The sequence below is a fragment of the Streptomyces profundus genome (assembly GCF_020740535.1).
In the GTDB taxonomy this organism is placed as follows: Bacteria; Actinomycetota; Actinomycetes; order Streptomycetales; family Streptomycetaceae; genus Streptomyces; species Streptomyces profundus.
The window spans coordinates 4,266,211-4,290,936 of record NZ_CP082362.1; the positions used below are offsets into that span (position 1 = coordinate 4,266,211).

A 24,726-nucleotide genomic window follows, 5' to 3' on the forward strand; every position below is an offset into this window, starting at 1 on the left:
GGGCCGCCACGCCGTCGCCCCGGCACCGCCGCCGCACGCCGAAGCCACGCGCACCGGGAGGCGCCAGAAGATGTCCAGCATCGCCATCACCCATATCAACACCCTGGTCACCAACGACCCCTCCCTCGGCATCGGACCACTGGGCCAGATCCAGGACGCGGCCCTCGTGATCGAAGGAGACCGCATCGCCTGGATCGGTACGTCCAGTAGAGCACCCGCCACTGACAGTCACTTCGACGCGGCGGGCCGCACCGTGATCCCCGGCTTCGTGGACTCCCACTCCCACCTGCTGTTCGCCGGCGAGAGGGGCGCGGAGTTCCACGCCCGGATGTCCGGGCGCCCCTACGCCGCCGGCGGGATCGCCACCACGGTCGCCGCCACCCGGGAAGCCGACGACGCCGAACTCGCCCGGCGGCTCGCCCTGTTCCGCGCCGAGATGGCCCGTCAGGGCACCACCACGGTGGAGACCAAGTCGGGCTACGGGCTCACCGTCGCCGACGAGGCCCGCGCGCTGCGGATCGCCGCCGGGCAACTGCGCGAGGTCACCTTTCTGGGGGCCCATATCGTGCCGCCCGAGTACGCCGACGACCCCGCCGGCTATGTCGCCCTGGTGACCGGACCGATGCTCGACGCCTGCGCGCCCCACGCCCGGTGGATCGACGCCTTCTGCGAGGAGGGCGCCTTCGACGCCGACCAGGCGCGTGCCGTGCTCACCGCGGGCCAGGCCCGTGGCCTGCGCCCCCGCCTGCACGCCAACCAACTCGGCCACGGCCCCGGCGTCCAACTCGCGGTGGAACTGGGCGCCGCCGCCGCGGACCACTGCACCCACCTCACCGACGCGGATGTCGACGCCCTCGCGCGGGGACGGACCGTGGCCACCCTGCTGCCCGGGTGCGAGTTCTCCACCCGGGCGCCCTATCCGGACGCCAGAAGGCTGCTGGACGCAGGCGCCGTGGTCGCGATCGCCACCGACTGCAACCCCGGTTCGTCCTTCACCAGCTCCATGCCGTTCTGTCTGGCCGTCGCGGTCCGAGAGATGGGCATGACCCCCGACGAGGCGCTCTGGGCCGCCACCGCCGGGGGAGCGGCGGCCCTGGAACGCACCGACATCGGGCGGCTGGCGCCGGGCTGTCGCGCCGATCTGGCGCTGCTGGACGCGCCGGAGCCGGTCCACCTCGCCTACCGGCCGGGCGTCCCCCTGGTGGCGGCGGTCTGGCGGGACGGCACGCGAATCGTCTGAGGAGGCTCGAAGTCGCCCCGCGTCAGGCCTGGCTTCCCTGGACCGCCGGGCCGCGGCCGGTGCCGAGACAGACGCCGAGCAGCATGGTGCCCAGGCCGACGCCCGTCACCCAGGGCGCCATGCCGATATCGCACGACACCCAGTAACCCTCCCGCACGCCGAGGCCGTTGAGCGCGATGGCCAGCACCAGCGTCCCCACCAGGCCGAGGACGCAGGCCGCCATGGCGACCACCCGCGCCGTCCGCCTGGGCGCCGCGCCGTGCCGTGGCCAGGTGGCGCGGAGCGACGCGAAGACGGCGGTCAGGGCGGTGGGCAGGCTGAGGTACTGCAGATAGGTGTGGCCGACCCCGCCGACCAGCGTGCCCCCTTCTGCCTTGGGCAGCAGCTTGGCGACCTCGTTGAGGGTGAACTCGGCGTGCCCCTCCTCGAACTCGATGGAGATCCAGGCCAACGACGTCATGCCGGGCAGGGTGACGCACGCCCCCAGGAAGACGATCAACAGCCCCAGCGAGTCCGGCGGGGCACTCGACGGCGGTGCGTGTGCCGAGTGTGCGGTATATGAAGGTGGGGGGTGGGCCATGCTTTGAGCGTTGTCGATTGTGCGCCCGGTGTCCATATGCTTTTCCGTCTCACCTGATCACATCGCCGACCTTCACATTTCGCCTCGACGTGCCCATGTGGTCGTGCGTCAGCCATGGTCGAGCGGTGATCGAGGGGTGACTGTCAGTGGTCGCCGGCAGAATGCGTCCCATGCGAAATGAGAGGTGCCGGACGGTTCCGGCGGTCGGTGCGGAGGGGCGGCAACGCCCCGGCGCGGGCGCCTGCTTCTGGCGGATCTGGTCCGCCAGCGCGGTCGCCGGCCCCGGCCAGGGAGCCATGGCGATCGGCCTGCTCCGGCTCGCCACCACACTGACCCGCCACGCCCTGCTGGTCGCGCTCGCGGCTGTCGCCGTCCGACTGCCCTGGCCGCTCTTCAGCCCGCCGGCCGGCGTGGTGAGCGCCCGCGTGGCGTCAGCCCCCCGTGCGCCTCGGGCGTTCCGCTGGCGTCGGGTTGGTCTCCCCGGCCCAGGCCCTGGCCTTGGCATACAGGCTGGCGGGGAGCGCGGGACCGGCGGCCACGATCCGGGGCCGCAGCTCCGATTCGCCCAGCATGGCCCGGAAGACGAGGGCGACGGACACCTCGTGCTCCGGGCGGTGGGTCACCTCGATGCGGTCGCCGGCCCGGACCACTCCCGGCTGGAGCACCCGGAAGTAGGCGCCGGGCGTGGCCGAGGCCGCGAAGCGTTTGATCCAGCCCCGCTCGCCCAGCCAGTCGGCGAAGGTGGCACACGGGATGCGGGGGGCGGTGGCCTCGATCAGCAACGTGTCGCCGATGAGCCAGCGTTCACCGATCCGGGCGTCGTTCACGTCCAGGCCCGAGGTGGTCAGGTTCTCGCCGAAGACGCCGTTGGTGAGCGGGCGGTCGAGCTCGGCGGCCCAGCGGTCCAGGTCCTCCCTGGCATAGGCGTACACCGCCTGGTCGTCCCCGCCGTGATGCCGCAGATCGGCGATCGCGTCCCCGTCGAGGCCACTGCCGCCCGTGCCCTTCGGCCCGGGCGCGCGCACCGCCACGGGGGCGTCGGTGGGCCGCTTGTCGATGCCGGTCAGGCCGCTCGGCGCGTCCGTCGCGGCGACGGCCGCGGCACGGCCCAGGTTGACGCTCAGCAGGAGGGGCATGTCGGCACCCTAACCGCGCGCTTGGACGTCCCGCACACGGAATTTCCCGAGCTCGACGCCCCGCTCGGCCGATGCCCCCGCACCTCAGACGGTGGGAGCCGCGCCGATGTCCAGCACGGCCTTGCCGGGGACCCTGCCCGCCGCCAACGCGGCGGCTCCCTCGACCAGTTCCGCCCAGCCGCCGCGCCACCCGATGCCGGCGGAGAGCTCGCCGCGCCCCAGCAGACCGGCCAGCCAGCTGAGGTCGTCAGCGATACCCACCCTGTCGTCCAGCAGGAAGAAGGAGGTGATCATCCGGTCGTGCCCGAGCGGCCCGTCGAAGTCCCCGACCCGGAACGACTCGCCGCGCCCCGCCGTGTGCCCCAGGGCCACCAGCACCCCGCCGGGCGCCAACACCCGGTAGGCCGCGACCATATGGTCGCCGCCCACCAGATCGATCACGCCGTGCACGGGCCGCGTCAACCCCTCGATCCCGTCTGCGCCCACGACCACCTCGGTGGCGCCCAGCGCACGCAGCGCGTCCGCCTTGGCGGGGTCGGTGGTGCTCGCGACCACCTCGGCACCGCCTCGGGCCGCCAACTGCAGGGCGTACCGGCCCACCCCGCTGCCGGCGCCGGCCACCAGCACGCGCCGCCCCAGGATCGGCCCCACCCGCCGCAGCCCCCGCAACGCCGAACCGGCGGCCACCGGCAGGGTGCTGACCGCGCCCAGATCCACATCGTCGGGGACGACCCCGACCGCGTCCGTGCGCACGGCGCGCAGCTCGGCCCACGCGCCGTCGGCGTCCACCGACACGACCCGGGATCCGACCGGCGGGCCCGAGCCGTCCTCGGCCGCGCGCACCACCACGCCCGCCGCGTCCCAGCCCGGCACCGTGCCCTGCTCCGCGTTCGGCACCAGATGCACCACCTCGCCGTGGTTGAGCGAGAAGGCCGCCACCCTGATCAGGGCCTGGTCCGGGGCCGGTTCGGGGTCGGGCACCTCGGCGAGGGACAGCTGCCCGGGGGCGTTGTGGTCGATGGTCCAGGCGCGCACGGCGGGGCTCCTCGGGTTCGGTGGAGTGCTGCTCGCCACCATAGTGCCGGTGACCGGCATTTGCGAGCAGGTGGCCTTTGCGTGCTGCCGGCTTTCGGTGCTGGGTGCGCTGGGTAAGCTGCCCGCGTGACGGAACACGAGAGTTCGGGGAGGCGGCCGACCCTGCGCGAACGCAAGAAGCTGCGCACCCGGCAGGCGTTGGTGACGGAGGCGCTGCGCAGGTTCACGACCCGGGGGTTCGCCGAGACCACGCTGGACGAGCTGGTGGAGGCGGTCGAGATCTCCCAGCGAACCTTCTTCCGGAACTTCGCTTCCAAGGAGGATGTCGCGCTCGCGCCCGAACAGGAGCTGTGGGCGACCTATGTCGACGTGTTCGCGCGACAGCCCGCGGGGGACGCCCCGTTCGCCGACTACCAACGGGCGTTGTTCGCGACCGTCGCGAGCATGGACGAGGGCTGGGCCGCGCGGTTCCGCGACAGCCGGACGCTGGCCGAACGCACCCCGGCGCTGGCCGGCCACAGCCTCCGGAACTGCGCCGAGGCCACCGATCGGGTCCTGGGCGTCACGGCGCGAGGGCCGGAGGAGGGGCCGGACGCGGAGGTGCGCCTACGGCTGCTCCTGGAGCTGATGCTGTCCGCCTGGCGTTGGGCGGTCCACGACTGGCTCCGCGCCGAACCGGGGCCGGACGACCGGGAGGGGCTGCTCCAGCGCGCCCGCCACGCCTTCGCCCTCCTACCCGAGGTCGCGGCCCTCGCCTCGGCGTGACCTCCGGCGGTGCGCCGCCGGCGCGGGGCGCGGCGGGAGCTCCCGACACACGGGGCCAGCCGGAGAGACGGGCGCGGAGGAGGCGGACGGGCAGCCGCCCGGCGGCGCCGGCCGCTGCCTGCCGCCGACGCCGCTTTGTCCGCGCGCCGCGTTCCCCGCCGGCGGCGGCCCGCTCCGCCCGGGGCGGCGCCCCGGGGCGGGCCATGCCCACCCCGCCAAGGCGCCCCCGGGGGCGGTTGTCACTCCTCGACCATCAGGCCGCGGCGTAGTTTTCGCAGGGTTCTGGCGAGCAGGCGGGAGACGTGCATCTGGGAGATGCCCAGCTCCTCACCGATCTCGGACTGCGTCATGTTCGCGACGAAGCGCAGCGAGAGGATCTTGCGATCACGCGGTGTGAGCTCCGCGATCAGCGGCTTGAGGGACTCGATGTACTCGATGCCCTCCAGGCCGTGGTCCTCGTAGCCGATCCGGTCGGCCAGCGCGCCCTCGGCGTCGTCCTCTTCCGGTTGGGCGTCCAGGGAGCTGGCGGTGTACGCGTTGGACGCCGCCATGCCCTCCACGATCTCGTCCTCGGAGAGGCCGAGGCGGGTCGCCAGCTCGGCCACGGTCGGTGAGCGGTCCAGCTTCTGCGCCAGCTCGTCGCCGGCCTTGGCCAGGTCGAGGCGCAGTTCCTGGAGGCGGCGGGGCACCCGGACCGACCAGGAGGTGTCCCGGAAGAAACGCTTGATCTCGCCGACGATGGTCGGCATCGCGAAGGTGGGAAACTCCACGCCACGGTCGGTCTCGAAGCGGTCGATCGCCTTGATCAGACCGATGGTGCCGACCTGGATGATGTCTTCCATGGGTTCGCTGCGGGAGCGGAACCGGGCCGCGGCGAACTTCACCAGTGCCAGGTTGAGTTCCACCAGCGTGTTACGCACATACGCGTACTCGTGGCTGCCCTCTTCGAGGTCCCCCATGCGGGCGAAGAGGCTCTTGGACAGCTCACGCGCGTCCAGCGGCGCCACCTCGTCGAAGGGCGGGATCTCGGGCAGGGACGCGAGCACGTCCTCGGGTGCCGGAGAAGCGGCTGCCGTGGCGGCGGCGTCCTTCGCGGAAGCGCCGGTATGCGGTTCGTGGGTACGAGGGGCCGGTGACATGGTGTGTCCTCCGTAGTCTCTCGGCATATGGCTGCCGAAGCCATGACGTGCACTGCGAGTGCGGCGCCTCCAAAGCCGTCTTGAAAATGCTGTGTCCTTATACCCCTATCGGTCGTTCGGTGACCATGGCAAGTCTGCTACGTCCGAATTGCGCGCAATGTCGGGCCTGTTAGGGTGCCGCGCCGGCCTTCCAGAGGCTAAGGTTTCGAACTTAGCCAGCGAGGCGCTCCAATGAGAAGGGGGCTGCATGGACCGTGGTGTGCCGGGCGAGATGTACCGGCGTCAGTTGACGGTCGATGTTCGGCGAGTGGGCGCAGGGGCTGTCGTCGCTCCCGCTGGTGAGCTGGATCACCATTCCGCGGAGCGACTCCAGACGGCGTTGCGGGAGTGCGTCACATCCGGCCATGCCCGGATTGTCATTGATTGTTCTGGCCTTGAGTTCTGTGACTCCATCGGACTCAATGTGCTTCTCACCACACGTATGGAAGCGGAGGCGGTGGGCGGTTCGGTGCACCTGGCCGAAATGCCGCCGATTGTCGCCCGAGTTCTGGAGATAACGGGCGCCGGCGCGGTCTTCGCCGTGCACGAGACGCTCGCCGAGGCGTTGGCCGCCCTGCCGGCCGACTGAGCGTCGGGGAACGGCCGCTGTACGGCGTTCCATTCGCGGGTCACACTACTGCTGGAATCTCTGCTTGGTGGATTGCCACGAAGGGGCGGGTGTGTGCACCGCCCGGCCGGGCAGAAGACCACTCGATGCCGGACCGAACGGACCCGGCGCTCTGCTGGTTCGAGGAAACGGCTGCCCAGGGATGGGGCGCGGAGAAGGCCTAAGGGAGGGCGTGCATGGGGACGACTCGACCGCGCCCGGCGGGTGACCATGGCGCGGAGCCCCAGGTCACCGCCGAGGAGCCAGTCCGACAGGTACGCAGGCTGCGGCTGATCGGCACGACCGGAGTGGTCTCCAGGGCTCGTGAGTTCACCCGCCAGGCGCTGCACGACTGGGGCTGGTTGCCGGCGGCGGACGACGATCAGTACGCCGCCGCCGAGGATGTGCTGCTGGTCGTCTCCGAGCTGGTCACCAACGCCTGTCTGCACGCCGGCGGTCCCGAGGAGCTGCGGGTCGGCCGGGGCGGCAAGCTGGTGCGGGTGGAGGTGCTCGACCGGGGCTCGGGCACGCCGGCGCTGCGCACCACGCGCCGGCCCGGCCGCCCCGGCGGCCACGGGATGTTCATCGTGCAGCGCCTCTGCCTGGACTGGGGCGTGGTGCGCGAGCCGGACGCCGCCGGCAAGACGGTCTGGGCCGAGCTGGGCACGCCCACGCCGAGCTGACCCCGTCCCGTCGGACCGGAAGGACGGCAAGGACGGCAAGGACGGGAACGCCGGGACGTCCCCGGGCTGCGGGACGTCTCCGGGCTGATCGGCCGGTTCCGGCCCCTTCGTACGGGAGCTGCCGGTGCCCCCGGGGCCCGGGCGTCTACCATCAGCGCATGACCCGTGTGCTGCTCGCCGAGGACGACGCATCCATCTCGGAGCCACTGGCCCGTGCCCTGCGTCGCGAGGGATACGAGGTGGAGGTGCGCGAGGACGGCCCCGAGGCACTGCGGGCCGGCCTGCGCGGCGACGTCGATCTGGTCGTCCTGGATCTGGGCCTGCCGGGCATGGACGGGCTTGAGGTCTGTCGCCGGCTGCGGAACGAGGGGCACGGTCTCCCCGTGCTGGTGCTGACCGCCCGCGCCGACGAGGTGGACACCGTGGTGGGCCTGGACGCCGGCGCCGACGACTACGTGACCAAGCCCTTTCGGCTGGCCGAGCTGCTGGCCAGGGTGCGGGCGCTGCTGCGCCGGGGCAACAGCGAGCCTGGCCCGGCGCCGACGGTGCACGGCATCCGGATCGACGTGGAGTCCCACCGCGCCTGGATGGGCGAGGACGAACTGCATCTGACGGCGAAGGAGTTCGACCTGCTGCGGGTGCTGGTGCGGGACGCGGGCCGGGTGGTCACCCGGGAGCAGCTGATGCGCGAGGTCTGGGACACCACCTGGTGGTCCTCCACCAAGACGTTGGACATGCACATCTCCTGGCTCCGCAAGAAGCTCGGCGACGACGCGGGCAACCCGCGTTACATCGCGACCGTCCGGGGCGTGGGATTCCGCTTCGAGAAGAGTTGACGGAGCCCTGTCCGTGCGCCGTCGTCTGATCAACTCCACACTGTCGGTGGTCCTGGTGGTGATCGCCGTGTTCGGGGTCTCCCTGTTCTTCGTGGAGACCAGGACCATCGAGTCCAGCGCGCGCGACCGGCTGGAGGCCGAGGCGGCGCGGCTGCTCGCCGATGTGGAGAGCCGGCTGGCCGCCGGGCAGCCGGTGACGGCTGAGGACATGCGCGCCTCGGCGCCGGCCGACCGCCATGTGGTGATCGAACTGGTGGGACGGCCCGCCATCCGGCTGGGCGAGCCGGCCGGCGAGGCGCCGATGGAGACCTCGCAGACCGGGACGCACGGCGAGACGGTGACCGTTCAACAGCCCAGGAGCGTCGTCAGCGACGAGATCGCCCGGATGCTGATGATCATCCTGGTGGTCTCGCTGCTGGCCGTCGCAGCGGCGGCGCTGCTGGCGGTGCGCCAGGCGCGCCGGGTCTCGGCGCCGCTGACCGATCTGGCGGAGACCGCCGAACGCCTCGGCTCGGGCGATCCGCGACCGCGCCACCGGAGATACGGCGTCGCGGAGCTGGACCGGGTGGCCGATGTGCTGGACACCAGCGCGGAGCGCATCGCCCGGATGCTGACGGCCGAGCGGCGGCTCGCCGCCGACGCCTCGCACCAGTTGCGCACGCCGCTGACCGCGCTCTCCATGCGGCTTGAGGAGATCGTCGCCACCGAGGACCGGGAGATCGTCAAGGAGGAGGCGACGGTCGCCCTGGCCCAGGTGGAACGGCTCACCGATGTCGTGCAGCGGCTGCTGACCAACTCCAGGGACGCCCGGCTCGGCTCGGCGATCGGGTTCGATCTGGACGAGGTCGTGGCCCAGCAGATGGAGGAGTGGCGGCCGGCCTACCGCAGCGCGGGGCGGGCCCTGGTGCGCTCGGGGAAGCAGGGCCAACGCGCGGTCGGCACGCCGGGCGCGGTCGCCCAGGTGCTGGCGACGCTGGTGGAGAACTCGCTGATGCACGGGGCCGGCACGGTGGCGCTGCGCATCCGGGTCACGGGCAACCAGGTGGTGGTCGAGGTGACGGACGAGGGCCCCGGGGTGCCGAAGGAGCTGGGCGCCCGGGTCTTCGAACGCACGGTGAGCGGCCGGAACTCCACCGGGCTCGGGCTGGCCGTGGCGCGGGATCTGGCCGAGGCGGACGGTGGACGGCTGGAGCTGCTGGGGCAGCATCCGCCGGTCTTCGCCCTGTTCCTCAGCCGCGAGTTCGAGCGCGAGGCGCAGGGCGGGGCCTGAGGCGCGGGGGCCGGCCAGGGCCGGTCAGCGCAGGGGCGGGCCGACGGGCACCGGGTCCGGCGGCGGGGCGGGGGCCGTGGCGCGCTGTCGGAAGACCCAGGTGCGGTAGGACCAGAAGCGGAACAGCGAGCCGATGCCGAGGCCGATCACGTTCTTCGCCAGGTTGTCCGCCAGCGGCGAGGTGAGGCCGAGGCCGTAGTGGGAGAGCGCCAGCGCACCGTTCTCGATGACCATGCCGACGGCGGAGAAGAGCAGGAACAGCGCGATCTCGCGGCGGCGCCCCGACTTGTCCCGATGGCGGTAGGTCCAGTAACGGTTGCCCAGGTAGTTGGTGCAGATGGCCGCCGAGGTGGCGATGACGCCGGACCGCACCGGGGCCAGGCCGGCCGCCTGCCCGCAGAGGTTGAACACGAGCACGTTGACCAGGAACCCGAAGGCGCCGACCGTGCCGAACTTCGCCGCCTCTCTGGCGAGCCCTCGCAGCCGGGCCCGGAAGCGAAGCTCCTCGCGCATACTCGCCATGCTAACCACGCCCGTCGCGGGCGGCCCCTGGCCGTGGTTGAGCGTGCCTCATCCGGTCGCCGCACCCACCGTGACCTCGAAGGTCAGCTCGTCGCCCGTCGGCTCGGTGTCCCTGGAGCGCTGGAGGACGATCAGGGTCTCCCCCTCGCCGACCGCGTCGAAGTGGAGATACCTGGTGCCGCCGATGCCGTCCAGCTCGGGGTTGTCGGACTCGAACCGGTCGCCCGCCGGGGCCGCCACGGCCGGGTCGGGTGCCGGATCGACGGTCTTCCAGACGAAACCGGTGGACGGGTTCTCCTCCAGGACGAGGGTGAACGTTTCGCCTTCCAGAACCTCGACCGGCTGGTCCGGATCGGTGAACTCCGTCCGGGCCGGCTCGGGTCCGCCGTTCGGGCCGCTCGTCTCCTGGCAGGCGGTCAGCCCGCCGGCGGCCAGCGCGGTCACCACGGCCAGCGCGGCGAACGCGGCGCCGGTCCCGCGCCCGGTCCTCGCGGCTCTCCGTTCCTTCTCCACGGCTCTCTTCCCACGTCTCGCTGTTGGGAGGAAAGACGTGCCTTCGGTACCGCTTGGTTCCTACCGGCGGATCGGCTGTCCGACCCGACGGATACGCTGGAGCCGTGACATTTCCCGTGGTCGGCATGGTCGGAGGCGGTCAGCTCGCCCGTATGACCCATGAGGCGGGCATCCCGCTCGGCGTCAGGTTCAAGCTGCTCAGTGACACTCCGCAGGACTCCGCCGCGCAGGTGGTGAGCGATGTGGTGGTGGGCGACTACCACGATCTGACCACCCTGCGGGCCTTCGCCGAGGGCTGCGATGTGATCACCTTCGATCACGAGCATGTGCCCACCGAACACCTTCGCGCCCTGGAGGCGGACGGCATCCCGGTGCGTCCCGGCCCGGCGGCCCTGGTGCACGCGCAGGACAAGGGCGTCATGCGCGCCCGGCTCTCGGTGCTCGGAGTGCCCTGCCCGCGCCATCGGATCGTCGCGGACCCGGCGGACGTGGCGCGGTTCGCGGCCGAGGGCGGCGGCTTCCCCGTGGTGCTCAAGACGGTGCGCGGCGGCTACGACGGCAAGGGCGTCTGGTTGGTGCGGTCCCCGGCCGAGGCGGGGGACGCGTTCCGCGCCGGTGTTCCGGTGCTGGCCGAGGAGCGGGTCGATTTCACCCGTGAGTTGGCCGCCAACGTGGTGCGCTCGCCGCACGGCCAGGCCGTCGCCTATCCGGTGGTCGAGTCCGTGCAGGTGGACGGCGTGTGCGACACGGTGATCGCCCCGGCTCCGCGGCTCGACGACGAACTGGGCCTGGCGGCTCAGCGCATGGCGCTGCGGATCGCCAAGGAGTTGGATGTCGTGGGCCATCTCGCCGTGGAGCTGTTCGAGACGGCGGACGGCCGGGTGCTGGTCAACGAGCTGGCGATGCGCCCGCACAACTCGGGGCACTGGACGCAGGACGGCGCGGTCACCTCGCAGTTCGCCAACCACCTGCGAGCGGTCCTCGACCTGCCGCTGGGGGACCCCCGCCCCCGCGCGCCCTGGACGGTGATGGCCAACGTCCTCGGCGGCGACTATCCGGACATGTATCCCGCCTATCTGCACTGCATGGCGCGGGATCCGGGCCTCAAGATCCATATGTACGGCAAGGACGTCAAGCCGGGCCGCAAGGTGGGCCATGTCACCACCTACGGTGCGGATCTGGCCGAGGTGCGGGAGCGCGCCCGGCACGCCGCCGACTACCTGCGCGGGGTCATCGACGAGTGACGGTCGGGCGCCGGCCAGCCGGGGACCCCGGCGCGAAAGTGACAGCAGCGACAGACAGAGGTGACGCATGAGCAGCACGCAGAACCCACCCTCGGCGCCGCTGGTCGGCATCGTGATGGGCTCCGACTCCGACTGGCCGGTGATGCGGGCCGCCGCCGAGGCGCTCGACGAGTTCGACATCCCCTACGAGGCGAACGTCGTCTCCGCCCATCGGATGCCGCACGAGATGCTCCGCTACGGGGAGGAGGCGGCCGACCGCGGTCTGGCCGCGATCATCGCCGGTGCCGGCGGCGCCGCCCATCTGCCCGGCATGCTCGCCTCGTTGACGCCGCTGCCGGTCATCGGGGTGCCGGTGCCGCTCAAGCATCTGGACGGGATGGACTCGCTGCTCTCCATCGTCCAGATGCCGGCCGGGGTGCCGGTGGCCACGGTCTCGGTCGCGGGGGCCCGCAACGCGGGGCTGCTCGCCGTGCGGGTGCTGGCCGCGGCCGATCCGGCGCTGCGGGAGCGGATGAGCGCCTTCCAGATCCGGCTGCGGGAGCAGGCGGAGGAGAAGGGCCGCCGGCTGCGCGCGTCGTTGGCCGGGCCCCCGGTGCTCCCTGAGGAGCCGGTCCGCCAGCGTGCGCGGCAGGACACCCAGGAAGGCGCCCAGGACAGGGGGACCGATCGATGACGGAGGCCGCTGTGACGGACGGGACGGGCGCGGAGCGGCTGGCTGAGGCGAGGTCGCTGTTGGCCGCGCATCCCCTGGTCGACGGGCACAACGATCTGCCGTGGGCGCTGCGCGAGACCGTGGGCTACGACCTGGACCAGGCGGACATCGGCGGCGATCTCACCGGCCGGCTCCACACGGATCTGCGGCGGCTGCGGTCCGGCGGGGTGGGCGCGCAGTTCTGGTCGGTCTATGTGCCGGCCGAGCTGAGCGGCGACGCCGCGGTCAGCGGCTGTCTCGAACAGATCGACGTGGTGGGGCAGTTGCTGGACCGCTATCCGGCGGATCTGGCCCGGGCGCTCACCGCCGACGACATGGTCGCGGCCCGTGCGCAGGGGCGGATCGCCTCGCTGATGGGCGCCGAGGGCGGCCATTCCATCAACAACTCGCTGGCCACGCTGCGCGCTTTCCACCGGTTGGGCGTGCGTTATATGACGCTGACGCACAACTCCACCATCGACTGGGCCGATTCCGCCACCGACGAGGCTCGGCATGGCGGATTGACGGCCTTTGGCGAGGAGGTCGTGCGGGAGATGAACCGCGTCGGCATGCTCGTCGATCTTTCCCATGTGTCGGCGGATGTGATGCGCGACGCCCTTCGGGTTTCCGAGGCTCCGGTGCTTTTCTCGCATTCCTCGGCGCGGGCGGTCTGTGATCATCCGAGGAACATTCCCGACGATGTGTTGGCCGCGCTGCCGGCCAATGGCGGGGTCGCGATGGCGACCTTTGTGCCCAAGTTCGTGCTGCCGGCGGCCATCGAGTGGACGCGCCGGGCCGACGAGAACATGCGGGCCAACGGCTTCCATCCGCTGGACACCACGGAGCCGGCGATGCGGGTGCAGCACGCGTTCGCCGAGGCCGACCCGCGTCCGGTGGCCACGCCCGCCACCGTGGCCGACCACCTGGACCACATGCGCGAGGTGGCCGGCATCGACCATCTGGGCATCGGCGGCGACTACGACGGCACGGCGTTCCTGCCCCAGGGGCTTGAGGATGTCTCCGGCTACCCGCTGCTGGTCGCCGAACTGCTGGAGCGCCGCTGGTCGCACGCGGATCTGGCCAAGCTGACCTGGGAGAACGCGGTGCGGGTGGTGCGGGACGCGGAGACGGTGGCCGCCGATCTCTCGGCCCGACGCGGGCCCTCCATCGCCACCCTCGCGAGCCTGGACGGCTGACCCCACCGCGTCGAATCGGGCATTCCGCTCTTACTGGTTGATACTTCCGTCAGCGGTCCGCCCCGTGACCGAGTTCACTCGCGGTCGCGGTGCCCCGGCGGGTGCCGCTCCGCCCCTCTCCCGGCGTGCCCGATAAGTGGCCCGCTTTCTCGGAGAGTTGGCCGGGGGCTCCGGAATGCCGACGATAACGGTATGGATAACGATCAGAGCGGGGTGTTATCTCCCGGGTGGTGCGGCTGCGTTGATCATGGTGCGGGGAATGCGGTTTTCTTGTCCTGGCGAATTCGCGGGTTTAACGTTCGATCCGCGTCGCATTCGCGGCGAACCGCTCCGGACGCCGAATCCTGTCACCGGCAGCGGAAACGCTGCAATTCCGTCTGACAGGAGCGGGGGACCCACTTTCCGCCGGACCGTGTTCCGTTCCGGCTTGGGGTGAAGCCATGGCCGAGGTGGGCGTTCGCGCCCGCACCGAGGCGATGGCCGGGCGACTCCGGCCCGAACCCGACAGCTCACCTCGCAGGCGTTGGAGAGGAGAACGCCCATGTCCGCACGCGGACGCCATCGCCGTCAGGGTTCCCGACAGCTGTCCCAGCGCTCCCGGATCTCCCTGCTGATCACCGCCGGCGCCGCCGGCATCGCCCTGCCGCTCGCCGCTGTCGGCCCCGCCAGCGCCGCCCCCGCCAGCTACACCGTGGAGAGCGGCGACACGCTCTACCGCATCGCCGTCGACCACGACATCGCGGGCGGCTGGGAGCAGCTCTTCGACGTCAACCGCGCCGCGATCGGCGACGACCCCTCGCGCATCACCCCCGGCACCCAGCTCTCGCTCGACGCCGAGGCGCCGGCCGAGGAGGCCCCGGAGGAGGCCCCCGAGGAGGAGGCGCCCGCCGAGGACGCGCAGGAGACCGGCTACTTCGCGCCGGTCGCCGGCGTCAGCGGCGGCGGGTACGGCAACGCCGGCGCCCTGTGGTCCTCCGGCTACCACACCGGCGCCGACTTCCCCGTCTCCACCGGGACCCCGGTGGTCGCCATCACCGCCGGCGAGGTCGTGACCGCCGGCAGTGGCGGGTCCTACGGCAACGAGGTGGTCGTCCGGCACGCCGACGGTCACTACAGCCAGTACGCCCACCTCTCGTCGATCTCGGTCGGCGTCGGTCAGTCGGTTGGCGCGGGCGAGCAGCTCGGCCTCTCCGGCGCCACGGGCAACGTGACCGGCCCGCACCTGCACTTCGAGGTGCGCACCGGCCCGTCCTACGGGTCCGACATCGACCCGATGTCCTACCTGCGCGGCCACGGCGTCACCATCTGAGCGCCGGGTCAGGCCCCGCCGACCCCCTCCGTCGGCGGGGCCTGACCTGTCTCAGTCGGTGAGGCGCTGGTACCGCCGCACCGCCAGCGGGGCGAACACCGCGATCAGGATGACCGGCCAGAGCACCGCGAGCAGCAGCGCGTTGTCGGTGGGCCAGGAGCCGCCGCTGAGCCCCGGGTTGCCGAACAGCTCCCTGATCGCCGCCACCGTGGCGGAGAGCGGGTTCCACTCGGCGATCGCCCCGAGCCAGCCGGGCATCAGATCCGGCTCGACGAAGATGCTGGAGAGCGCCGTCAGCGGGAAGGCCAGCGGGAAGATCACCGTCCCGACCGAGTCCGGGTTGGGCAGCAGCAGGCCGATGTAGATCCCGATCCAGGACATCGCCACCCGCAGCAGCAGCACCAGGGCCACCGCCAGCAGCGCGAGCCCCACCCCCCGGTGCCACTGCCAGCCGACCAGCAGGCCACAGACCACCAGCACCGTCATCTCCAGCAGCGCGCGCAGCAGATCGGCCACGCACCGGCCGACCAGCAGCGCCGACCTGGCCATCGGCATGGACCGGAAGCGGTCCACCACACCGCGGCTCACGTCGAAGGCGAGCGCTGTTCCGGTGGCCCCCATGCCGTAGAGCATGGTCATGGCGAAGACGCCTGGCAGCAGGAACTCGCGATAGTCACCCCCGTCGGGCACCTGCATCCCGCTGCCGAAGACATAGCCGAAGACCAGCACGAAGAGGATCGGCAGGCTGAAGTAGAGCGAGATCTCCTCGGGGCTGCGCATCAGCTGGGCCATGTTGCGCCGGGTCATCACCAGCCCGTCGGCCAGCGCCACCCTGGGCCCTCTGGCCACCCGGCTGCCGGCCGACGGCAGTTCCGTCCTGGTCGCGCCGATGCCGCTCATGCCGCCTCACCTTCCTGAGTGGCTGTCTGGTGCCCGCCCTGGCCGGTCAGATGCAGGAACACCTCGTCGAGGGTGGGCCGTCGGGTCCCGAGGTCCTCCACGGCGAGACCGGCGTCCCGCAGTGCCCTGGCCACCTCGGTGAGCGCCAGGACCCGGTCGGCGACCCGCGCGACCACCCGGCGTTCGTCCTCGTCGACCTCGGTCGGCACCCCGCACACCCGCCGCATGATGCCGGCGGCCCGCGCCAGCTCGACGCTGTGGCGGACCACCACCTCGACCCGGTCCCCGCCGAGCCGCGACTTCAGCTGGTCGGCGGTGCCGTCGGCGACCACCCGGCCGGAGTCCACCACCGAGATCAGATCGGCCAACTGGTCGGCCTCCTCCAGGTACTGCGTGGTGAGCAGCACCGTGGTCCCCCCGGCCACCAGCGAACGGACCGCGTCCCACACCTGGTTGCGGCTGCGCGGGTCAAGCCCGGTGGTCGGCTCGTCCAGAAAGAGCACCTCGGGGACGACGACCATGCTCGCCGCGAGGTCGAGGCGGCGTCGCATGCCTCCCGAGTAGCCGCTGACGCTGCGTCCCGCCGCCTCGCTGAGGCCGAACTGGGCCAGCAGCTCATCGGCCCGACGCCGCGCCACCTGGGCCCGCAGCCGGAACAACCGGCCGAACATCACCAGGTTCTGGCGTCCGCTCAGCATCTCGTCGACGGCGGCGTACTGGCCGGTCAGCCCGATCCTGGCGCGCACCTCGTCCGGCTGGCGCGCCACGTCGAAGCCGCTCACCCACGCCCGACCGACGTCGATGCGCGCCAGCGTGGTGAGGGAGCGCACCGCCGTGGTCTTGCCGGCGCCGTTGGGGCCGAGCACCGCGTGCACCGTGCCCCTGGCGACGGTCAGATGGAAGTCGTCGAGAGCCTGGGTGTCCCCGTACCGCTTGCGTATCCCCTCGGCGACGATCGCTTCTCCGGCCATCCCGTATCCCACCCCTTCGCGCTCCTGAGCGCCAAACTGTATGCGGTGTATATTTACCGTGGACACTGTACATAGTTTTACGATGTCGGCAAGCGGACTTGGAAAACGGATCGAGGAGCGGTGACATGGCGGCTGCGGAAGGCAACCGCGGGCGGAATCCGGAGTATCTGCTCGACCTGCTCTGGCGCACCCACACCCCGGGCACGCGTGGGCCGAGGGGCAGCCTCAGCGTGGACCAGATCGTCCAGGTGGCCGTGGACATCGCCGACGCCGAGGGGGTCGCGGGAGTCTCCCTGCGCAGGATCGCCCAGGTGCTCGGCGTCACCAGCATGACGCTCTACCGCTATGTGCCCAGCAAGGACGATCTACTGGATCTGATGTTCGAGATGGCCAGCGGTCAGCCGGACACCACCGACTGGCCGACCGACTGGCGCGGCCGGCTGCGGGCCTGGTGTCACGCCACGCGACAGGCGCTGCTGAGCCGCCCCTGGATGTTCGACATCCCCATCGGCGCGCCCCCGATGGGGCCCAACAACCTCGCCTGGATGGAGGTCGCCCTCGCCGCCCTGGACGACACGGCGCTCACCGAGGACGACATGATGGGGGTGCTGATGATCCTCACCGGATTCGTCGTCGGCGAGGCCCGGCAGGAGGTGACGATGACCTCCGCATCGGCCCGCACCGGGGTCAGCTACCAGGACTGGGGGCACATCTACGCCAGGATGCTCCGCCGCGTCCTCACCGACGACCGCTATCCGACCGTCGCCCACGTGGTCAAGACGGGCACCTTCGACAGCGGGGCCACCGCCGAGGAGGACTTCGAATACGGCCTCGGCTTCCTCCTCGACAGTGTGGCCGCGCAGATCCAACGCCGGGAGGACGGCGTGGAGGAAGGCGTGAAGGGAAGCGTCAAGGGAGGCTGAGCTCCCCCGCCCCCGCCCCGCCGGCGGTCTCAGCCGCGCTCGACGAAGCGCTCCCGCCAGGCCGGCACCGGATCGGAGCCGTACTCCGTCCAGTACTCCCGGCCGGCCGTGATCAGCCCGTCCCGCACCGTCCAGAACGAGGCCACCCGGTGTATGCCGGACTCCACATGCGGGACCTCGACCTCGGAGACCACCACATCCCCCTCCTCGACCAGCCGCAGCACCTTGATCGACCAGCCCTCGGGATACTCCGCGTTCAGGCCGACGTAGTTCTCCCGGCCGACGATCCGCTCCGCGCTGGCCGGCCACTCCACCACCACATCGGGCGCCAGCACCTCCCGCACACCGGCCCAGTCCCTCGCCTGCGTGCGGTCCCAGAGGGCTCGCACGACGCTCCGCGCCCCGCTGTCCCGCCCCGCCTGACTCTCTGTCTGCTCCATGGCCACAGCCTCACACACGGCACTGACAATCCGGCGTGCGAGAGGCCGTGACCACCGGTCGCCTCAGGGCAGGTTGCGCGCCATCACGATGCGCTGCACCTGGTTGGTGCCCTCGTAGATCTGCGTGATCTTGGCGTCCCGCATCATCCGCTCCACCGGGTAGTCCCGGGTGAAGCCGTAGCCGCCGAGCAGTTGCACGGCGTCCGTGGTGATCTCCATCGCCGCGTCCGACGCGTAGCACTTGGCCGCCGCGCCATAGAAGGTGAGGTCCTCGTCCTCCCGCTCGGACTTGGCCGCCGCCACATAGGTGAGCTGCCGGGCGGCGGCCAGCTTCATCGCCATGTCGGCCAACATGAACTGGATGCCCTGGAACTCGCCCACCGGCTTGCCGAACTGCTTGCGTTCGCGCACATACCCCTGTGCGTAGTCGAGCGCGCCCTGGGCGATGCCCAACGCCTGCGCGGCGATGGTGATCCGGGTGTGGTCCAGCGTGCGCATCGCGGTCGCGAATCCGGTGCCCTCGGCACCGATCATCCGATCGGCCGGGATCCGCACGTTGTCCAGATACACCTCGCGGGTCGGCGACCCCTTGATCCCCAGCTTGCGCTCGGGGGCCCCGAACGAGACGCCCTCGTCGTCCTTCTCGACCACGAAGGCCGAGATCCCGCCCCTGGTCCGCTTCTCCGGATCCGTGACGGCCATCACGGTGTAGTACTCGGAGACGCCCGCGTTGGTGATCCACCGCTTGACGCCGTTCAACACGTAGTGGTCGCCGTCGCGCACCGCCCGGGTCTTCATCCCGCCGGCGTCCGAACCGGCGTCCGGCTCCGAGAGGGCGTAGGAGAACAGCACGTCGCCCTTGGCCAGCGGCGTCAGGTAGCGGGCCTGCAACTCCTTCGAGCCGGCCAGCATCACGGGCAGTGAGCCGAGCTTGTTCACCGCCGGGATCAGCGAGGACGACGCGCAGGCGCGGGCGACCTCCTCCACCACGATCACGGTGGCCAACGCGTCAGCGCCCGCGCCACCGAACTCCTCTGGCACGTGCACGGCGTGCAGGTCGTTGGCGACCAACGCGTCCAGCGCCTCCTGCGGGAAGCGCGCCGACTCATCCACGTCCGCCGCGTGCGGCGCGATCTTCGCCTCCGCCAGCGCTCGAACCGACGTGCGGAGCATCTCGTGCTCCTCCGCCGGACGGTAGAGGTCGAAGTCCCCGGCTCCTGCCACCTGTCTCACTCCCTGCGAACGAAGAGGCTGAATCGGCCGAACCGACGGACGTTTCGTCTCCGAGCGCACGCCTTGCGGGACCGCGTGATCCGAGCGTCCTACGGGTTCATGACCGTTAAGTAACTTGATCCTAGGGTTACCCGGGGCCTGGGGATAGGTGAGCTTGCCGACAGAGGCGTCCGTCTATGCTCGGGGCCATGTCTCAGAAGATCTCGGTGATCGGTACCGGCTATCTCGGAGCCACGCACGCCGCGGCCATGGCGGAGTTGGGGTTCGAGGTGATCGGCCTCGACGTCGTCCCCGCCAAGGTCGAGCTGCTCTCCCAGGGCGTCGCGCCGATGTACGAGCCGGGTCTGGAGGAGATCCTGCGCCGGCATGTGGTGGGCCTCCCCGGCTCCTCGGGACGCCTCTCCTTCACCACCTCCTTCGCCGAGGTCGCCGCCTTCGGCGATGTGCACTTCATCTGCGTCAACACCCCGCAGCGCGCCGGCGAGTACGGCTGTGACATGACGCACTTCGACAGCGCCGTCGAGTCGCTGGCCCCCCATCTGGACCGGCCGACGCTGGTGGTCGGCAAGTCCACCGTGCCGGTGGGCTCCGCCGCGCGGTTGGCCCGCCGGATCGCCGAGCTGGCCCCCGTGGGCGAGGCGGCCGAGCTGGCGTGGAACCCCGAGTTCCTCCAGGAGGGCTTCGCCGTCCGGGACACCCTGCACCCCGACCGCATCGTCGTCGGCGCCACCAGCGAGCGCGCCGAGGCCCTCCTCCGCGAGGTGTACGCGGTGCCGATCGCCGAGGGCACCCCGTTCATCGTCACCGACCTGCCCACATCCGAGCTGGTCAAGACGGCGGCCAACGCCTTCCTCGCCACCAAGATCTCCTTCATCAACGCGATGGCCGAGATCTGCGAGGTCGCGGACGGCGACGTGGTCAAGCTCGCCGAGTCCCTCGGCCACGACGAGCGCATCGGGCCCAAGTTCCTCCGCTCCGGCATCGGGTTCGGCGGCGGCTGCCTCCCCAAGGACCTCCGCGCCTTCGTCGCCAGGGCGGGGGAGTTGGGGGCCTCGGAGGCCCTCCAGTTCCTGCGGGAGATCGACTCCCTGAACGTCCGGCGCCGCGCCTCGATGGTCGAGCTCGCGCGCGAGGCGCTGGGCGGCTCGCTGCTCGGCAAGCGGATCGCCGTGCTGGGCGCCGCCTTCAAGCCGGACACGGACGATGTGCGGGACTCCCCGGCGCTCAACATCGCCGGCCAACTCCACCTCCAAGGCGCCGAGGTGACGGTCTACGACCCCAAGGCCATGGCCAACGCCCGCGCCGTGTTCCCCACCCTGCGGTACGCCGAATCCGCGATAGAGGCCGCGCGGGGCGCGCATGTGCTGCTGCACCTCACGGAGTGGCGGGAGTTCCAGGAGCTGGATCCGGAGACCGTCGGCGAGGTCGTCTCCCGCCGGCACATCCTGGACGGCCGCAACACCCTCGACTCCGCGCACTGGCGCAAGGCCGACTGGACCGTCCGCGCCCTCGGCCGCCCCCGAGCGTGACGCGCCGCGCCGCGCCGGGGCTGAACGGTCCGCGTCCCCGGCCGGCTCCCGGAGGTTGGCCGTTGCCCCAGGCGGGCCGTCGGTCGCGGGGTGCCCCCGTCGGCTCCAGCCGGCCGCCGGCGCGGGTGCTGCCGGGGGCGGTGGGCGGCGTCGCTGGGCCGCCGGGTCTCCTGTTCGCCGCCTCGCGCCCGGCTCGGTGGGCCGCTGGTCGCCCGCCGCGCGGGCGCTGGGCCCGCCGCCCCTGGCCCGCCGGGTTCCGGCCGTTCGGCGGCCCGGACCCACGCCGCCGTCCGTCCTGGCTTCGCCGCGGCCCGGCTTCGGTGGCCTGCTGGCCGACGCGTGCGGGTAACGACGGAGTCGCGCCCGGTCGGCCGCTCCGCCCCGCGTCGCCCTGTCCCCCGCCCGCACCGTTCGACATCCGCTCAGCCCTGGCCACACCGCCCCGGGCAACGGCCCCCGCTCGCCGAGCCTCTGCCCCGCGCCCCCCGGCCCTGGTCCTGTGCCGGGCGCCTCGGCCCTGGCCAGGGGCCCGGCCTCCCAACCCTCCGCCCCGGGCAGGTCCCCCGCCTGCCACCGCGCGCAGCGCGGCCCCTGCCTGCCGCCCCGCTCCCCGCCCCCGCTGCGCGCAGCGGCCCGCCTGCCCCGCGTCCCCGCCCCTGTGCCCGGCGCCCCGCTCCGCGCCTCCGCCCCCGAGCGTCGCTCGCCACCGCGCGCAGCGGACCCGCGTCCCCCGCCCCGTTCCGGGCGGCGGACCCGCGTCCCCCGCCCCGTTCCGGGCGGCGGACCCGGCCCCCGTCCGCCACGGCGCGCGCAGCGCCCCGCTCCGCGCAACGGTCCGCCGCCCCGGCGGCCCCGCCCCGCCCGCCACCGCGCGCAGCGCCCCGCTCCGCGCAGCGGACCCCGCCCGCCACCGCGCGCAGCGGACGCGCGCAGCGGACCCGCGCGGCGGACCCGCACCGCGGCCGGTTCCCTCCGTGTTCGATGGGATTCGACAGTCCTCGACGCGACGTCTTGTCAGCCCCAGCGGATGCGCATAGTCTCCGCCGGGCAGTTGGGAGCGCTCCCATGGCCAACCCCCCACGTCTCCCCCACGGAGGAGCACCATGGCATCTCGTAAGCGCCTTCTCGCGACCGCTGTCCCCGCCGTCATCGGTGTGGCCGCGGCGATGCTGACCCTGTCTCCCGGTACCGCGCAGGCCGACGAGCTGATCTGCGAGCAGTACGGCACCACCGTCGTCCAGGGGCGTTACATCGCGCAGAACAACCGCTGGGGCACCAACGAGCAGCAGTGCATCAACGTGACCGACAGCGGCTTCCAGCTGGTCCAGGCGGACGGCAGCGTGCCCACCAACGGGGCGCCCAAGTCGTACCCGTCCGTCTTCGACGGCTGCCACTACGGCACGTGCGCCCCCGGCACCCGGCTGCCGTTGCGGATCGGCGCGATCAACAGCGCGCCCAGCAGCGTCTCCTACACCTATGTGGACAACGCGTCCTACAACGCCTCCTACGACATCTGGCTCGACCCCGAGCCGCAGACCACCGGGGTGAGCGAGACCGAGATCATGATCTGGCTCAACCGCGTCGGCCCGATCCAGCCCATCGGCAGCCAGACCGGCACCGCCGACGTCGCCGGCCGGCAGTGGGAGGTCTGGACGGGCAACAACGGCGGCAACGACGTGATCTCGTTCGTCGCCCCGTCCGCGCTGAGCGGCTTCCAGTTCGACGTGCTGGACTTCGTCGACCAGGCGGTCGCCCATGGCCTCGCCGACCCGTCCTGGTACGTCACCAGCGTCCAGGCCGGTTTCGAGCCCTGGGAGAACGGCGCCGGGCTGGCGTTGAACTCCTTCTCGTCCTCGTTCGACTGAGTCGGGCCCCCGCCCGGGGCCGGTCCGCGTCCGCCCGCCCGGCGTTCATGCCGGTGCGGGCGGTTCGGCGCCCGGTACAGAACGAGCCATGTTGCCGGAGCGCTGGCCCCTGGCGGGTCCAGGCGTGGTGGCCGGCGGGGAGGCGCGGGTCAGAGGCCGGGTAGCGGGTCCTGGTCCACCGGCCGGTCCGGCGGCTCGGGCGCGCTGCGCAGCGCCAGCTTGGCGCGGCACTCGGGCCCGAGGCCCCAGGTCCTGGCCTCCCGGTCGCGCAGTGGCCGCCCGCAGAGGCGGCAGTACACCGGGGGCCGGCGCCGCTCCTCGGGGTCGGGGAGCAGCGCCGGTTGGTCGTCCTCAGCGCTCGGTGTCACGGGTCCAGGTGTACCACCGCGGGCAGCCGGGCGCGCCCCCGGTCACTGGCCGACGCGGCCCGGACGCAGGGTCTTGCTGAACAGCACGCTGCCGCCGACCTCCCGCAGCCGCACGGTCAGTTCGCCGCCGTCGCCGTCGATGGCCACCTCGCCGAAGAACTGGTACCCATCGGCGGGGGAGACGTTGGACGCCTCGGGGGCCTTGACGAAGACGCGGTCGGGGCCGAACGTCCCGTCCAGCTCGTTGGCCGGGAACGAGCCGGCGTTCAGCGGTCCCGTGACGAACTCCCAGAACGGCGCGAAGTCGCCGAAGGCCGCCAGCTCGGGCCGGTAGTGCTGGGCCGAGGTGTAGTGCACGTCGGCGGTCAGCCAGACGGTGCCGGTGATCCGCCGGCGTTTCACGAACCGCAGCAGCTCGGCGATCTGTAGCTCACGGCCGAGCGGGGCGCCCGGGTCGCCGTTGGCGACGGCCTCGAAGTCGGTGTCCCCGTCCGGGACCACGAGCCCGATGGGCATGTCGGCGGCTATCACCTTCCAGACCGCCCGCGAGCGGGCCAACTCGCGCTTGAGCCAGGCGAGCTGCTCGCGGCCCAGGATGCCCTGGGCGTTCTCCGTCTGCCGGCCGGGCGAGTTGGCGTCCCGGAAGGTGCGCATGTCGAGCACGAAGACGTCCAGCAGCGGGCCGTGGTGGACGACGCGGTGCACCCGTTGCTCCCGCTCGCCGGGGCGGAGGGTGCCGATCGGGAAGTACTCGCTGAACGCCCGGCGGGCGCGGGCGGCGAGCCGGTCGACGGACTTCTCGGTGTAGCGGTCGTCGTCCAGCAGCTCGCCCGGGTACCAGTTGTTGGTGACCTCGTGGTCGTCCCACTGCACGATCGAGGGGACCTGGGCGTTGAACCCGCGGAGGTTCTCGTCCAGGAGGTTGTAGCGGAAGTTGCCCCGGTACTCGGCGAGGGTCTCGGCGACCTTGGCCTTCTCCCGGGTGGTGATATTGCGCCAGATCCGTCCTTCGGGCAGGGCGACCTCATCGGTGAGCGGTCCGTCGGCGTACACGGTGTCGCCGCTGAACAGGAAGAAGTCGGGGTCGAGGGCCCGCATCTCGGCGAAGGCGCGGTAGCCGCCCAACGCGGGGTTGATGCCCCAGCCCTGGCCTGCCAGGTCGCCCGACCAGACGAAGCGGACACCGTCCCGGCGCCGCTCGGACGCGGTGCGGAAGGTGCCGCTGACCGGGCGGCCGACGCGGCGGTGGTCGTCCGGGTCGGCGAGCAGCACCCGGTAGTGGATCTGCTGGCCCGCTTCGAGGCCGCGCAGCCGGGTGGTGCCGGTGAAGTCGGTGTCGGGGCCGATCAGCGGGCCGGCGAACCGGCGCGGATGGCGGAAGGACTCGGTGGCCGAGGTCTCGACGATCATCCGGGCCGGCCGGTCGGAGCGGACCCAGACCAGCCCGGACGAGGTGCCCACGTCGCCCACCTGGACGCCCCAGTCGGCGGCCGGCCGGCCGCCGAGCGCCTGGGCGGGCGCCGCGCCGAGGAGCGTCGCCCCCGCCGGCAGCGCCAGCGCCGCCGACGCGGTCGCCGCGCCGCGCAGCAGGGCCCGCCGGCCCACCGTTCCGCCGTTGTCCCTGTCGCCTGCACGCGTCATCCTCGGGCACCTCCCATGGCCGGAAATCGACTCAACGGGCGGCAGTATCGT

Annotated in this window: 24 protein-coding genes, 1 pseudogene and 1 riboswitch; of the genes and pseudogenes, 13 read left to right on the plus strand and 12 right to left on the minus strand. The window is 72.1% G+C overall.

From position 1 onward, the window contains the following. The first annotated feature begins 70 nt into the window (after positions 1-70). Entirely contained in the window at positions 71-1,240 is a 1,170-nt protein-coding gene (gene hutI / locus K4G22_RS18900; RefSeq protein ID WP_228081466.1) for an imidazolonepropionase, read from the plus strand. A 22-nt stretch (positions 1,241-1,262) separates the two neighbouring features. Here the strand turns inward: hutI and K4G22_RS18905 are convergent, their stop codons facing one another. The 3 genes from K4G22_RS18905 to K4G22_RS18915 form a co-directional block, all read right to left on the minus strand. Further along, a complete protein-coding gene (locus K4G22_RS18905; protein ID WP_228081467.1) occupies positions 1,263-1,739 on the minus strand; it encodes a hypothetical protein in 477 nt (158 codons plus the stop codon). Positions 1,740-2,251: 512 nt separating this feature from the next. After that, on the minus strand, positions 2,252-2,956 hold the full coding sequence (locus tag K4G22_RS18910) for an MOSC domain-containing protein (RefSeq protein ID WP_228081468.1): 705 nt from the start codon (positions 2,954-2,956) through the stop codon (positions 2,252-2,254). A gap of 84 nt (positions 2,957-3,040) precedes the next feature. Further along, positions 3,041-3,991, minus strand: a complete 951-nt coding sequence (locus K4G22_RS18915) for a zinc-binding dehydrogenase (RefSeq protein WP_228081469.1) — start codon at positions 3,989-3,991, stop codon at positions 3,041-3,043. Between the two features lie 126 nt (positions 3,992-4,117). Between K4G22_RS18915 and K4G22_RS18920 the strand changes: the two genes are divergently transcribed. Further along, complete coding sequence (locus K4G22_RS18920; RefSeq protein WP_228081470.1) at positions 4,118-4,756, plus strand: TetR family transcriptional regulator; 639 nt, start codon at positions 4,118-4,120, stop codon at positions 4,754-4,756. 239 nt (positions 4,757-4,995) lie between these two features. Here the strand turns inward: K4G22_RS18920 and K4G22_RS18925 are convergent, their stop codons facing one another. Beyond that, on the minus strand, positions 4,996-5,895 hold the full coding sequence (locus tag K4G22_RS18925; RefSeq protein WP_228081471.1) for an RNA polymerase sigma factor SigF: 900 nt from the start codon (positions 5,893-5,895) through the stop codon (positions 4,996-4,998). 247 nt (positions 5,896-6,142) lie between these two features. Here K4G22_RS18925 and K4G22_RS18930 point away from each other — a divergent pair, with 247 nt between their 5' ends. From K4G22_RS18930 to K4G22_RS18945, 4 genes are all read left to right on the plus strand, one after another. Next, positions 6,143-6,523: an STAS domain-containing protein gene (locus K4G22_RS18930; RefSeq protein WP_228081472.1), complete on the plus strand. Its 381-nt coding sequence runs from the start codon at positions 6,143-6,145 to the stop codon at positions 6,521-6,523. A gap of 215 nt (positions 6,524-6,738) precedes the next feature. Then, positions 6,739-7,224 carry an ATP-binding protein gene (locus tag K4G22_RS18935; protein ID WP_228081473.1) on the plus strand — a complete coding sequence of 162 codons (486 nt, stop codon included), beginning with the start codon at positions 6,739-6,741 and terminating at the stop codon, positions 7,222-7,224. 158 nt (positions 7,225-7,382) lie between these two features. Beyond that, on the plus strand, positions 7,383-8,060 hold the full coding sequence (locus K4G22_RS18940; RefSeq protein WP_228081474.1) for a response regulator transcription factor: 678 nt from the start codon (positions 7,383-7,385) through the stop codon (positions 8,058-8,060). 13 nt (positions 8,061-8,073) lie between these two features. After that, entirely contained in the window at positions 8,074-9,330 is a 1,257-nt protein-coding gene (locus tag K4G22_RS18945; RefSeq protein ID WP_228081475.1) for an ATP-binding protein, read from the plus strand. 24 nt (positions 9,331-9,354) lie between these two features. Here K4G22_RS18945 and K4G22_RS18950 read toward each other — a convergent pair whose 3' ends face one another. Both K4G22_RS18950 and K4G22_RS18955 read right to left on the minus strand, forming a co-directional pair. Further along, positions 9,355-9,843, minus strand: coding sequence for a GtrA family protein (locus K4G22_RS18950; RefSeq protein ID WP_228081476.1), 489 nt, complete (start codon positions 9,841-9,843; stop codon positions 9,355-9,357). 57 nt (positions 9,844-9,900) lie between these two features. Then, positions 9,901-10,365 carry a protease inhibitor I42 family protein gene (locus K4G22_RS18955; protein ID WP_228081477.1) on the minus strand — a complete coding sequence of 155 codons (465 nt, stop codon included), beginning with the start codon at positions 10,363-10,365 and terminating at the stop codon, positions 9,901-9,903. A gap of 104 nt (positions 10,366-10,469) precedes the next feature. Between K4G22_RS18955 and K4G22_RS18960 the strand changes: the two genes are divergently transcribed. The 4 genes from K4G22_RS18960 to K4G22_RS18975 all read left to right on the plus strand — a co-directional run bounded on the left by K4G22_RS18960 (position 10,470) and on the right by K4G22_RS18975 (position 14,805). Beyond that, positions 10,470-11,609, plus strand: coding sequence for a 5-(carboxyamino)imidazole ribonucleotide synthase (locus K4G22_RS18960; protein ID WP_228081478.1), 1,140 nt, complete (start codon positions 10,470-10,472; stop codon positions 11,607-11,609). Between the two features lie 67 nt (positions 11,610-11,676). Beyond that, a complete protein-coding gene (gene purE, locus K4G22_RS18965) occupies positions 11,677-12,282 on the plus strand; it encodes a 5-(carboxyamino)imidazole ribonucleotide mutase (RefSeq protein ID WP_228081479.1) in 606 nt (201 codons plus the stop codon). Then, the gene (locus K4G22_RS18970) at positions 12,279-13,496 is read left to right on the plus strand and encodes a dipeptidase (protein ID WP_228081480.1); all 1,218 of its coding nucleotides are present in this window, start codon (positions 12,279-12,281) and stop codon (positions 13,494-13,496) included. The genes purE and K4G22_RS18970 overlap by 4 nt, the downstream gene beginning before the upstream one ends. 353 nt (positions 13,497-13,849) lie before the next feature. Next, a riboswitch (cyclic di-AMP (ydaO/yuaA leader) is annotated at positions 13,850-14,034 on the plus strand. Positions 14,035-14,037: 3 nt separating this feature from the next. Further along, positions 14,038-14,805, plus strand: coding sequence for a M23 family metallopeptidase (locus tag K4G22_RS18975; protein ID WP_228081481.1), 768 nt, complete (start codon positions 14,038-14,040; stop codon positions 14,803-14,805). A 51-nt stretch (positions 14,806-14,856) separates the two neighbouring features. On the opposite strand, the gene K4G22_RS18980 is transcribed toward K4G22_RS18975, so the two are convergent. Next, on the minus strand, positions 14,857-15,705 hold the full coding sequence (locus tag K4G22_RS18980; RefSeq protein ID WP_425336720.1) for an ABC transporter permease: 849 nt from the start codon (positions 15,703-15,705) through the stop codon (positions 14,857-14,859). After that, positions 15,702-16,676, minus strand: coding sequence for an ATP-binding cassette domain-containing protein (locus tag K4G22_RS18985; RefSeq protein WP_228081482.1), 975 nt, complete (start codon positions 16,674-16,676; stop codon positions 15,702-15,704). The genes K4G22_RS18980 and K4G22_RS18985 overlap by 4 nt, the downstream gene beginning before the upstream one ends. A 125-nt stretch (positions 16,677-16,801) precedes the next feature. Here K4G22_RS18985 and K4G22_RS18990 point away from each other — a divergent pair, with 125 nt between their 5' ends. Then, a complete protein-coding gene (locus K4G22_RS18990) occupies positions 16,802-17,599 on the plus strand; it encodes a TetR/AcrR family transcriptional regulator (protein WP_228081483.1) in 798 nt (265 codons plus the stop codon). A 29-nt stretch (positions 17,600-17,628) separates the two neighbouring features. Here K4G22_RS18990 and K4G22_RS18995 read toward each other — a convergent pair whose 3' ends face one another. Together K4G22_RS18995 and K4G22_RS19000 are read right to left on the minus strand one after the other, a co-directional pair. Further along, complete coding sequence (locus K4G22_RS18995; RefSeq protein WP_228081484.1) at positions 17,629-18,039, minus strand: nuclear transport factor 2 family protein; 411 nt, start codon at positions 18,037-18,039, stop codon at positions 17,629-17,631. Positions 18,040-18,102: 63 nt separating this feature from the next. After that, on the minus strand, positions 18,103-19,263 hold the full coding sequence (locus tag K4G22_RS19000; RefSeq protein ID WP_228081485.1) for an acyl-CoA dehydrogenase family protein: 1,161 nt from the start codon (positions 19,261-19,263) through the stop codon (positions 18,103-18,105). A gap of 197 nt (positions 19,264-19,460) precedes the next feature. On the opposite strand from K4G22_RS19000, the gene K4G22_RS19005 reads away from it, so the two are divergent. Together K4G22_RS19005 and K4G22_RS19010 are read left to right on the plus strand one after the other, a co-directional pair. Then, positions 19,461-20,801 (plus strand): UDP-glucose dehydrogenase family protein, encoded by a 1,341-nt coding sequence (locus K4G22_RS19005; RefSeq protein ID WP_228081486.1) that lies wholly within the window; start codon positions 19,461-19,463, stop codon positions 20,799-20,801. 1,103 nt (positions 20,802-21,904) lie between these two features. Then, positions 21,905-22,657 (plus strand): annotated as a pseudogene (locus tag K4G22_RS19010) (GH12 family glycosyl hydrolase domain-containing protein); the annotation flags it as partial. Between the two features lie 158 nt (positions 22,658-22,815). On the opposite strand, the gene K4G22_RS19015 reads toward K4G22_RS19010, so the two are convergent. Together K4G22_RS19015 and K4G22_RS19020 are read right to left on the minus strand one after the other, a co-directional pair. Beyond that, positions 22,816-23,034, minus strand: coding sequence for a DUF6011 domain-containing protein (locus K4G22_RS19015; protein ID WP_322785112.1), 219 nt, complete (start codon positions 23,032-23,034; stop codon positions 22,816-22,818). Positions 23,035-23,076: 42 nt separating this feature from the next. Further along, on the minus strand, positions 23,077-24,675 hold the full coding sequence (locus tag K4G22_RS19020; protein ID WP_228081487.1) for an alkaline phosphatase D family protein: 1,599 nt from the start codon (positions 24,673-24,675) through the stop codon (positions 23,077-23,079). Positions 24,676-24,726 lie beyond the last annotated feature (51 nt).

Bases quoted from the DNA above. Each gene is read 5' to 3' on its own strand.
- K4G22_RS18980 (WP_425336720.1), bottom strand. From the start codon at position 15,705: ATGAGCGGCATCGGCGCGACCAGGACGGAACTGCCGTCGGCCGGCAGC.
- K4G22_RS18970 (WP_228081480.1), top strand. From the start codon at position 12,279: ATGACGGAGGCCGCTGTGACGGACGGGACGGGCGCGGAGCGGCTGGCT.
- purE (WP_228081479.1), top strand. From the start codon at position 11,677: ATGAGCAGCACGCAGAACCCACCCTCGGCGCCGCTGGTCGGCATCGTG.
- K4G22_RS18985 (WP_228081482.1), bottom strand. From the start codon at position 16,676: ATGGCCGGAGAAGCGATCGTCGCCGAGGGGATACGCAAGCGGTACGGG.
- K4G22_RS18910 (WP_228081468.1), bottom strand. From the start codon at position 2,956: ATGCCCCTCCTGCTGAGCGTCAACCTGGGCCGTGCCGCGGCCGTCGCC.
- K4G22_RS18990 (WP_228081483.1), top strand. From the start codon at position 16,802: ATGGCGGCTGCGGAAGGCAACCGCGGGCGGAATCCGGAGTATCTGCTC.
- hutI (WP_228081466.1), top strand. From the start codon at position 71: ATGTCCAGCATCGCCATCACCCATATCAACACCCTGGTCACCAACGAC.
- K4G22_RS18975 (WP_228081481.1), top strand. From the start codon at position 14,038: ATGTCCGCACGCGGACGCCATCGCCGTCAGGGTTCCCGACAGCTGTCC.
- K4G22_RS18940 (WP_228081474.1), top strand. From the start codon at position 7,383: ATGACCCGTGTGCTGCTCGCCGAGGACGACGCATCCATCTCGGAGCCA.
- K4G22_RS18935 (WP_228081473.1), top strand. From the start codon at position 6,739: ATGGGGACGACTCGACCGCGCCCGGCGGGTGACCATGGCGCGGAGCCC.
- K4G22_RS19005 (WP_228081486.1), top strand. From the start codon at position 19,461: ATGTCTCAGAAGATCTCGGTGATCGGTACCGGCTATCTCGGAGCCACG.
- K4G22_RS18930 (WP_228081472.1), top strand. From the start codon at position 6,143: ATGGACCGTGGTGTGCCGGGCGAGATGTACCGGCGTCAGTTGACGGTC.
- K4G22_RS19020 (WP_228081487.1), bottom strand. From the start codon at position 24,675: ATGACGCGTGCAGGCGACAGGGACAACGGCGGAACGGTGGGCCGGCGG.
- K4G22_RS18925 (WP_228081471.1), bottom strand. From the start codon at position 5,895: ATGTCACCGGCCCCTCGTACCCACGAACCGCATACCGGCGCTTCCGCG.
- K4G22_RS18995 (WP_228081484.1), bottom strand. From the start codon at position 18,039: ATGGAGCAGACAGAGAGTCAGGCGGGGCGGGACAGCGGGGCGCGGAGC.
- K4G22_RS18950 (WP_228081476.1), bottom strand. From the start codon at position 9,843: ATGCGCGAGGAGCTTCGCTTCCGGGCCCGGCTGCGAGGGCTCGCCAGA.